The 9,247-nt window shown below is 64.6% G+C and carries 10 protein-coding genes; 3 read left to right on the forward strand and 7 right to left on the reverse strand.

What is annotated here, in order from left to right:
- Positions 1-50 precede the first annotated feature (50 nt).
- The 4 genes from IVA79_RS14560 to IVA79_RS14575 all read right to left on the reverse strand — a co-directional run bounded on the left by IVA79_RS14560 (position 51) and on the right by IVA79_RS14575 (position 2,641).
- The gene (locus IVA79_RS14560) at positions 51-275 is read right to left on the reverse strand and encodes a hypothetical protein (RefSeq protein ID WP_247553830.1); all 225 of its coding nucleotides are present in this window, start codon (positions 273-275) and stop codon (positions 51-53) included.
- A gap of 60 nt (positions 276-335) precedes the next feature.
- Positions 336-1,961: a gamma-glutamyltransferase gene (locus IVA79_RS14565; RefSeq protein WP_247553831.1), complete on the reverse strand. Its 1,626-nt coding sequence runs from the start codon at positions 1,959-1,961 to the stop codon at positions 336-338.
- A 260-nt stretch (positions 1,962-2,221) separates the two neighbouring features.
- The gene (locus IVA79_RS14570) at positions 2,222-2,398 is read right to left on the reverse strand and encodes a hypothetical protein (protein ID WP_247553832.1); all 177 of its coding nucleotides are present in this window, start codon (positions 2,396-2,398) and stop codon (positions 2,222-2,224) included.
- A 9-nt stretch (positions 2,399-2,407) separates the two neighbouring features.
- The gene (locus tag IVA79_RS14575) at positions 2,408-2,641 is read right to left on the reverse strand and encodes a hypothetical protein (protein ID WP_247553833.1); all 234 of its coding nucleotides are present in this window, start codon (positions 2,639-2,641) and stop codon (positions 2,408-2,410) included.
- Between the two features lie 204 nt (positions 2,642-2,845).
- Between IVA79_RS14575 and IVA79_RS14580 the strand changes: the two genes are divergently transcribed.
- The 3 genes from IVA79_RS14580 (at position 2,846) to IVA79_RS14590 (ending at position 6,961) form a co-directional block, all read left to right on the forward strand.
- Positions 2,846-4,918 carry a PQQ-dependent sugar dehydrogenase gene (locus IVA79_RS14580; RefSeq protein WP_247553834.1) on the forward strand — a complete coding sequence of 691 codons (2,073 nt, stop codon included), beginning with the start codon at positions 2,846-2,848 and terminating at the stop codon, positions 4,916-4,918.
- Complete coding sequence (locus tag IVA79_RS14585) at positions 4,875-5,816, forward strand: SMP-30/gluconolactonase/LRE family protein (RefSeq protein ID WP_247553835.1); 942 nt, start codon at positions 4,875-4,877, stop codon at positions 5,814-5,816. Before IVA79_RS14580 ends, IVA79_RS14585 begins: the two co-directional genes overlap by 44 nt.
- 119 nt (positions 5,817-5,935) lie before the next feature.
- A complete protein-coding gene (locus IVA79_RS14590; RefSeq protein ID WP_247553836.1) occupies positions 5,936-6,961 on the forward strand; it encodes a histone deacetylase family protein in 1,026 nt (341 codons plus the stop codon).
- Between the two features lie 81 nt (positions 6,962-7,042).
- Here IVA79_RS14590 and IVA79_RS14595 read toward each other — a convergent pair whose 3' ends face one another.
- The 3 genes from IVA79_RS14595 to IVA79_RS14605 form a co-directional block, all read right to left on the reverse strand.
- Complete coding sequence (locus IVA79_RS14595) at positions 7,043-8,023, reverse strand: LLM class flavin-dependent oxidoreductase (RefSeq protein ID WP_247553837.1); 981 nt, start codon at positions 8,021-8,023, stop codon at positions 7,043-7,045.
- Complete coding sequence (locus IVA79_RS14600) at positions 8,020-8,751, reverse strand: 4'-phosphopantetheinyl transferase superfamily protein (protein WP_247553839.1); 732 nt, start codon at positions 8,749-8,751, stop codon at positions 8,020-8,022. Before IVA79_RS14600 ends, IVA79_RS14595 begins: the two co-directional genes overlap by 4 nt.
- A gap of 234 nt (positions 8,752-8,985) precedes the next feature.
- The gene (locus IVA79_RS14605; RefSeq protein WP_247553842.1) at positions 8,986-9,159 is read right to left on the reverse strand and encodes a hypothetical protein; all 174 of its coding nucleotides are present in this window, start codon (positions 9,157-9,159) and stop codon (positions 8,986-8,988) included.
- Between the last annotated feature and the right edge of the window lie 88 nt (positions 9,160-9,247).

Consider the following 9,247-nt stretch of genomic DNA (forward strand, 5'->3'; position numbering starts at 1 on the left):
GGCGCCGCCCGGTTTCAGGCGACGCCTTGCTCATCGGCAGATATCGGGCTTCAGCAGCGGCCTTGCTTCCACAGGCCGGGCGGGCACCCACGACCGCGCCAGCCGACCTTGCGCCCATGCGACCATCCGGGCGGTGAGGCGTAATGGTGTCCATGCGACATTGCGAATGAGTGATGGCCGCGACCGTGGCCATGACCATGTCCGCCTTTGGCATAGGCCACATTGGCAAATCCGGCCGCTACGATCAGCGACACGGCGAGCGCGAGTTTCTTCATGGGATGTCCCTCCTCGTGAGCGAACGCATTTGTCCGCACGATGAAACGGACATTGCCAAGCTAAGTTCCCTGCGAATGTGGAGGAGTCGTGACGCTCTCTTCGGCCACCGCTTCGGCCCAGGGTTGAAAGATCTCGACTGCACCCGAATTCGTATCGACATCGCGCATCACCACGCTCGGGCAGGCGAATTTTTGCGGCACGGCCTGCACGCGGGTCTCTTCATAGTCGAAGCGCGAGCCCAGCGTCTTGCGCACATCCTCCGGCAAACGGGCATCGCCGATCACCACCGCGCCTTCGCTGGCGTCGATGCGCGGCTGGTGAATGGCGGCATCGAGGTCCATGCCGTAGTCCATCGCGAATGACACCAGCTGCATCACCGACGGCAGAATGCGGCGGCCGCCGGAGGCGCCGACGGCGAGGCGCTTGCCGTCCTTGGTCTCGGCGATGACGGGCGTGTAGTTGCAAAGACAGCGCTTGCCGGGTGCGAGCGAGTTGGTCGTGCCGGGCGTCGGGTCGAACCACATGATGCCGTTGTTCATGGCGATCCCGGTGTGCGGCGTCACATACCGCGAGCCAAAGGACGAGAGCAGCGTCTGCGTCACCGCCGCCATGTTGCCGTGCCGGTCGACCACGGAGAAATGCGTGGTGCAGGCCGGCGCCAGATATTCGGCACCGAGCGAGCGTTTGCCGTCGGCATCGCCCATGTCCTTGAGCCGCTCGCGGAAGGCGGCCTGCAGAGCGAGTGCATATTCGACATAGGCGGCCGCGTCCGGCGTACTTCCCGGCTTGAGACTCTGCTGCAGCAGGCGCAGCGCGTGCGCCATGGTTGGCCCTGCCGTGAGCTCGGGCGTCGCATACACCTTGCCGTCGCGATACGGGATCGCCAGCGGCTCGCGCAAATGCGCGCGGAAGGCCGCGAGGTCCTCGACCGACAGCGAGCCGCCGTCCGCTTTGATGTCGGAGGCGATGCTCCTGGCGAGATCGCCCTGGTAGAAATCGCGCGGGCCAGCCTCGGCGAGATGCGACAGCGTCGCTTTCAGCGTGTCCTGCGGCAGCCGCGTCTCGGCCTTGATGCCCCATGGCGCGCTCGGTGGCAGCCCGTCCTTCAGGAACGCCGCCGCGCTGGCGGGATAGCGCCTGAGATCGGCGGCCGAGCCCGAGATCGTCACCGTGGCCCACCAATCGACCAGCAGGCCTTCGCCGGCGAGCTGAGCTGCTGGCGCGACCAGATCTTTCCACGGCATTTTGGCGTAACGGCGATGCGCCTCTTCCATCCCTGCGACGACACCGGGCACGGCGATCGAACCGGGGCCATGGACGTTGCGATCGTCCTTCACGCGCGGCCAGGGAAAGAGATCGGAAGCGGCGGCGCGTTCGCCGCTGAGTGGATAGTCGGCGACGCGCAGGCTTTGGGGCGCGCACATGCCGTAATCGATCACCTCGTAGCGATTTTCCTTGGCGCGGTAGAGCACCATCGCGCCGCCGCCACCGATGCCGCTGTTCCAGGGCTCCAGCACGTTCAGCGCCATCGTCGTTGCCACGATCGCGTCGACGCAGTCACCGCCCGCCGCCAGCACCTGCGCCCCGATCTCGGCCGCGCGCCGCGATTGCGAAGCGACGATGCCGCCCTTGGACGTGACGGCGGGTTTGCGGACGGTTTGGTTGAGGCTGAACTGATGAGGCATGATGTCGTCTTGTGTGCTCGGTTGTCTTGCTGGCTAAGCGCGTGGACCATGGCACACTGCCGCCAACGAGAACATCGAAAGCAAGGAGCGACATGGCTGGTGTGAGACAGACGCGGGATGGGGCGAGGTCGACCGCCTGCCAAACTCGCCCGGGGCTTGTCCAGGCATCCACGTATTGTCGCCCAGCCCAAAAACGCAGATGGCCGGGACAAAGCCCGGCCATGACGACGGAGATCAGTGGGAATGCGCCGAGGCCGCGCTCAGAGCGAGCGGTTCAGCCGGCTGGCCTGATATTTGGCGCGCCATTTTGGGCCAGGCCCGCGCATATAATGGAGCTCGGGACGGTAAGGGTCGCCCGCGACCCTGACCAGCGTCTGCCATTTGGTGGCGACGAAGTTCAGGGGCTGGCGGAACAGGCTCAGTGAAGCGATCAGCATGGCATCACCTCAATGCGGCTTGCCGAGCATGGCGGTGAAGGGCAGATCGAAAATCTCTTCGCCGGCATCGTCGCTGACATGGATCACCCAGTCGCGCCAGTCCTCGTTGCTCGGCGTCTGGATCATCGACCGCATGATCTGCGAGGCACGGTCGCGCGCCTCGGTGAGATTGGACACGGCGGCGCCGTAGCGGTCGATCAGCGTGCCCTCGGTGTTGGAGCAGTGAAAATAGACCTGGACCATATGCGCCTCCTGGTGGGAGCAACTGATGGCAAACCGATACCACCCGAAGCCTTCGCGAAACATTCGGGTCGAACCCGGTAAGGGAATTTACGGGTATTGGTCGGCCCCAAGGTCGTTACAGGTTTAATCACAGGCGGGTGATGTTCAGCTGGACGGCGTTTTCCCGGCGTGAAACACCTTTCACGGGACGTCTGGGAGGCTGCCGTGAGCCATTTCACATCGAAGCGCGAACGGCGAAGGCTGCGCGCATGTGCGGGGGTTTTGGCGGCCCTGCTTGGGCTCAGCCCGGTGGCGTCATCGGAGCCGCTCCGCCGCAGCGACTATGCGATCGGCGCGGACACCTGCGGCAACAATGATCTCGCTTTTCCCAGGATCCGGATCGACATGAAGGCTGGATTTTGCGCCGGGCTCGTCGCCAGCGAAGCGGATCGCCTCAAATTTCCACGCGCGATCGTCCAGGTGCCGGGCCGCGACCTGTTCGTGGTGGCCGATATGGGCGGCTGGGGCCACACCGACGGACGGCTGCTGCTGCTCGATCCGCGCGCGCCCGAGGGCGGACGGTTCAGGGAGATTCTGGCAGGACTGGAATATCCGTTCGGCCTTGTGGTCGGTCCGGACAAGAGGCTCTACGCCTCGACCGCCGAGACGATCTTCCGGTTCGATCCGCTCGCCGAAAATCCGCGCGGCACGGTCGAGACCATCATCCGTCACATGCCCGGGCGCCGGATCACGCTGCCCGACGGCACCCGGATCGAGGAGAGCGCGCATCCGCTCAAGCAGTTTGTCTTCGACAGGAACGGGCGGCTATTCGTCAATGTCGGCTCGCACAGCGACGATTGCATCACGCCGGCGCCGATCACAAGGCCCTGCGCGGCGGCCGAGGGCGCATCCGCCATGGCCTCGATCTGGCTGTTCACCCCGCCTGCGGGCGGCGTGTTCCCGGCGCTGAAGCCTGGCGATACCGATCCGCCGCACACCGTCTATGCGCGCGGCTTGCGCAACTCGATGGCGCTGGTGCTGCATCCGAATTTTCCCGATGCCGGCTACGCCTTCCTGCAGGCCGAGAACGCCCGCGACTTGCCTGATACTTTCAAGCCGAACGAGGAGATCAACGCGATCGAGCAGGGCAAACATTATGGCTGGCCCTATTGCTACGATGTGTCGACGCCGAGCCCCGAATTCAGGAATGTGCTGCAAGGCGGGGTCTACAAGTCGTTCTGCACGGCCAGCGCGCTCTACAAGCCGCCGCTCTCGCTGCTGCCGCCGCACGGTGCGCCGCTCGCGATGCTGTATTATCACGGCACGAAATTCCCGGAGCTGGAGGGCAAGCTGCTGGTCGGCCTGCATGGCTATCGTCCGACCGGCAGCCGCCTGCTGGTCTACGATGTCGATGACCACGGCTTCCCCAAGCCTGCACCGGCGCCGGTGCGCTATCACGTCAGTTGCGCGGCCGAGCCGACGCGCAGCTTTCAGACCGATGCCGGCGAGGTGGCTGCCGCACCGTTCGACGAGCTGATCGCCGGCTGGCACCGCGTCAACGGCGCGCGGCCGCAAGGCGCGCCGGTCGGCATGACGGTCGCGGAGGACGGCGCGATCTGGCTGGTCGAGGACAAGAACCAGACCGTGATCCGCATCGATCGCGCCGCGGGTAATCCGCCGGCGCCGCTGCCCTGCGACATGCGCAGCCAGGCGATGATCGACCAGCTCGCGGCCTTTGTCGCCAGGGATGCGCAGAACAGCGCCCGGCTGACCACGCTGCGCAAAGGGCTGGTCGAGAAGCATTGTTTCGGCTGTCACTCCGATTTCGATCTGAAGCCGGGTCAGTCGGACGCAGAGAAGGACGGAGCCGTGCTCCGCTTCATGCTTGCGCAGGACGGCTGGATCTATCCGGGCGATCCCTCTGCCGGCAAGCTGCGCACGCGCCTGCGCGGCATCGGTGCGGAGAAGCTGATGCCGCCGGGCGGCGAGAGCCTGCCGAAGACCGAGGCTGGCTACACGCGCCTGCTCGACGCAATGGACCTGCTCGTCGCGAAAATGGTTCCGGGGACGCGGATGCGGATCAAGCCCGGCCCGCCGCAGCGCAAGTTCTTTGGAAAGACGAACAAGGAATGCGGCGAAATACCGGCTGGGAAGGTCGTGGTCGTGACACAAAGGAGCGCTGTAGACAAACCCGGTTTCAGCCGATTCTTCCGGCCGGCCGACCCCTATCTGAATGGCGAGTGCAGCGACGGCGATGGCTATTACATCCGGCAGGAATTTCTGGTGCCTGTGCAGTAGCGTCCTCCTGGTCGTTGCGACGGCGTCCGCGCGAGCGGAGACGAAGCTGTACGAAAGCGCGCAGGTGACGCCCGCCGGCGAATACACCTTCGGCATCGAAGGGCCCGCAGCCGACCTCGACGGCAATCTGTTCGTGGTCAATCTCGGCAAGCCCGGCACCATCGGCAGGCTACCTGCGGGCGCTGCGGCGTCGGAGCCCTTCACGGCGCTGCCTGAGGGCAGTGTCGGCAACGCCATCCGCTTCGATGGGAGCGGCACCATGTTCATCGCCGACTACAAGAAGCACAACATCTTTGCGATTGCGAAGGGGGCGACCGAGCCGGGCGTCTGGTTTCACTCCGACGAGATGAACCAGCCCAACGACATCACGATCGCCCGCGACGGCACGATTTATGCCAGCGATCCGAACTGGAAGGGCAGGGAAGGCCACATCTGGCGCATTGCGAAAGCCGCCGACGGGAGCGTGCAGGGACAAGTGATGTCGGCGCCGCGCGCGATGGGCACCACCAACGGTATTGATCTCAGCCCCGACGGAAAGACGCTCTATGTCGGGGAATCCAGCAGCGGCCAGATCTGGTCCTACGCGATCAACGGCACCGAGCTGACGGCGGCAAAGCTGGTCAAGGCATTTCAGCCCGACACCGTCGATGGCTTGCGCACCGATGTTGCCGGCCGCCTCTATGTCGCGCGTATCCTCAAGGGGACGGTTGCGCTGATGAAGCCCAATGGCGCGGTCGAGCGGGAGATCGCACTCAAGGCCAAGGAGCCGACCAACCTCGCCTTCGGCGGCAGCGACGGCAAGACCGTCTTCGTCACCCAGCGCCAGGGTGGCTTCATCGAGTCCTTCCGCACCGATCAGCAGGGCCGCGAGCACTGCCTCCAGCGCGGGCGCTGCTGAGCCGCCGCCGGAGACAGTCTGCTTCCGGCGCAGGGCAGTCGAGACGGCATTCTTCTTGCTTGCATCTGTCCGCCGCAGCGATCAAGACAGCTGTGAGCACGCGACCACGGAGTGTTTGAGTGAAGGCCGTCCATACCGAACTGCATCGCAGCCATGATCCGCAATTCTTCCTGGTTCGCGGCGTCGTCAAGCGCACCACCGAGCAGCCGGAGCGCGCCGACCGCCTGCTCAAGGGGTTGAAGGACGGCAAGCACCAGCTGGTCGAGCCGACCAAGTTCGGGCAGGGGCCTCGCGCGCGCATTCACAGCCCGGAATATCTGTCGTTCCTGAGCGAAGCCTGGGAGGCCTGGACCGCGCTCGGCGATTCCGGCCCGGAGATGATCGGCAACATCCACCCGGTGCGGCATGCGGCGACCTATCCGACCCACATCGTCGGCAAGCTCGGCTGGCACACCGCCGACACCGCGGCGCCGATCGGTCCGGGCACTTGGGCGGCCGCTTGTGCCGCGACCGACGTTGCGGTCACCGCCGCGCAGATGGTGATGGACGGCGAGGACGCGACCTATGCGCTCTGCCGTCCGCCCGGTCACCACGCCTATCGCGATATGGCCGGCGGCTTCTGCTTCCTCAACAACAGCGCGATTGCCGCGGCGCATCTGCGGCAAAAGCACGAGCGCGTCGTGATCCTCGACGTCGACGTCCATCACGGCAACGGCACGCAAGGCATCTTCTACGCCCGGCCCGACGTCTACACGATCTCGATCCATGCCGATCCGACCGCCTATTATCCGTTCGTGTGGGGCTATGCCCATGAGCGCGGGGAGGGACCGGGTCTCGGCACCAATCTCAACATCCCGCTGGCCATCGGCACCGGTGATGACGGCTACATCGGGGCGATGGACGTCGCGCGCAAGGTGATCGAATCGTTTGCGCCGGGCGCGCTCGTCATCGCGCTCGGCCTCGACGCCTCCGAGCACGATCCGCTGAAGGGCCTGGCCGTCACCACGCCGGGCTTCCGCCGTATCGGCCAGGCCATCGCCAAAATGGGCCTTCCGACCGTGTTCGTGCAGGAGGGCGGTTATCTCTCGGATATTCTGGGTGCGAACCTGACCTCGGTGCTGGCCGGATTCGAAGAGGCAAGGTGAGTCTCCTTCGCTTCTCCCCGCGCTTGTCCCGCCGAAGCCTTGGCGAAGGCGGGTGCGGGAAGAGGGAGAAGTACGCCCCCTTCAAAACATCCCGCTCGCTGCCAGCGCTTTGCAGACGTGCTGCATCTCGGCCTCGTCGGCGACCATGTCGAGCATAACAGTGGTCAGGCCCTTCGCCGCGAACGCCTTCAGCTTCGCGCCGATCTCCTCGTAGCTGCCGACGAGATAGGGGCAATCGGCCTGGAAGGTCAGGAACGGCAGCAGCCAGTAGCCATTGTCCCGAAGCTCGGCGTTCTGTCCGGCATAGAGGTGCCGCTTCCACACCGAATCGGTGTTCTCCATGGTGAACACGAGCAGCTCGCGATCATCAGAATTGTCGCGGAAACGTAGCTTCGCGGCCCGCCGTGCCTCCTCGCGTCCCTCGCGGGCAAAGATGCCGAAATTCATGCCGGGCGAGTCGAGCCCGCGATCGAGATCGGGCGGCAGCATTTGCATCTTGATGCAGCCGGTCTCCTTGGCCACGCGCTGGGCCGCCTCGGACTGGCCTGCGATCAGGAATTCCGGCATCAGCTCCGGCGGCAGGCGCGGGCGAAGTTGCAGATGGTGCGCGCGGTAGAAACGCCCCTCGAAATTCACCGGTCGCGGGCTCGAGAGCAGCTGGCGCATCAGCTCCACGAATTCGCCGAGCCTGATATAGCGGTCGGCATGCGACTGGTCGTCGCCGAGGCCCTGCAAGTCGCTGACCGCCGTCCCCGTGATCATGTTGAGATAAATCTTGCGGCCGTGGAGCTGCGCAAGGGACGAGACGAATTTCGCCGCCGTGAACGGGTGCATGTAGACCGGATTGACGGCAATCAGCGGCGACGATCGCGTCGTCGCAGCCATGATGTGCTGGGCCATCGCCCAGGGCTCGACGAACACATCGTTGCCTTCGAACAGCAGGATGCCTTCGAAGGCGTTGCCGTCGGCGAACTGCGCCACCCGCATCAGCTCGCCGACATATGTCCCGGGGTCACGGTTGCGCGAAATCGCTGGAAAGACGCGCAGCCGCCGCGGCGTCATTCAGCCGCTTCCTGGAGTGGCCAGGCATTGCGGCTGATGGGGAGGCCACCGTTCGCGCGAGAGCCGTCGGCGATCGCGAGCCGATGCGATGGCGACGGTGAGCACAGCGAGAAGCGCCAACCGTCGGGATCGTCGGCGATATCGGGCTTGAAGCTGATCTCGATCGCTTCGCGTGACACCTGCATGGCAAAAGCGTCGAGCGGCAGATTGAGCCCAAAACCCCTGGCCTTCAGATAGGCCTCCTTGAGCGTCCAGTAGTCGAAGAAGCGTTCGATCGCGGCCGGCTCCGGCAGTCCGCGCAGCGTTTCGACCTCCTCCGGCGCAAAGAAGCGAAGCGCGGTGGACAGCGGCGCCACCCGCCGCGACACGGTTTCGACGTCGATGCCGATGGTCTCATGCCGCGACACCACGCAGGCGACGCAACCGTCGGCGTGAGACAGGCTGAAATGCAGCGCGGTCGAGGTCGTGGGCGCTGCGACAAACGGCCGCCCGTAGCGGCCGGCTCCAAAGGACCAGTCGGACGGCGCGACGTTGGAGGCGACCTGCGACAGCGCCAGGCGCAGCATGGCGTGCGCGAAAATATACTGCCGTCGATGCCGCTCGAACATGAAGCGATCGGCCCGGACCCGTTCGTCGACCGAGAGCAACCGCCGGCACGTCTCGATCGCGCCCGGCGCGTCAATGGACTCGATCAGTCCGACAAAGAGTTCAATTCTGTCGTTAGCCATCAATTGGGCCTTTTGCGTCAGGCAGAGGGAAATTCTCCGGTCCCGACGGAAGAAACAACTGAGCAAGAATCATCCAAGCAGACCGCTTCTAGCGGTCCACCCGGGCGAATTCTTGTCGATTTGCAGGCCGGTTTTACAGGCGCAAGCTTGTGCGAGACCCCAGCTCGACACGCGAGCGGCCCATGTCCGAAAAGTGAAGCCTGAAGATTCGTACGGCGTCCCGGCCGACGAATCTTACGTCTTCTTCTTCTTCTTGGCTTTCTTCGCGCCGCCCAGCACCGAAAGGCTGGCATCGACGTCCTTCAGGGCGGACTGGAGCTTTTTCTTCTCGGCACCCAGCAGTTTCTGGAGGGCCTTGCGGTCCTTGTCGCTCAACGAGGTACCCTTGGTAAATTTGATGAAACCCATAACACTCCCCCGGTTGAAAATATTCGTCCAAATCAAAACTCAGGAACAATCTTGCGCGGTGGCGCCAAATAATCAAGCTGCAACTTAC

The sequence above is a fragment of the Bradyrhizobium sp. 138 genome (assembly GCF_023074075.1).
In the GTDB taxonomy this organism is placed as follows: domain Bacteria; phylum Pseudomonadota; class Alphaproteobacteria; order Rhizobiales; family Xanthobacteraceae; genus Bradyrhizobium.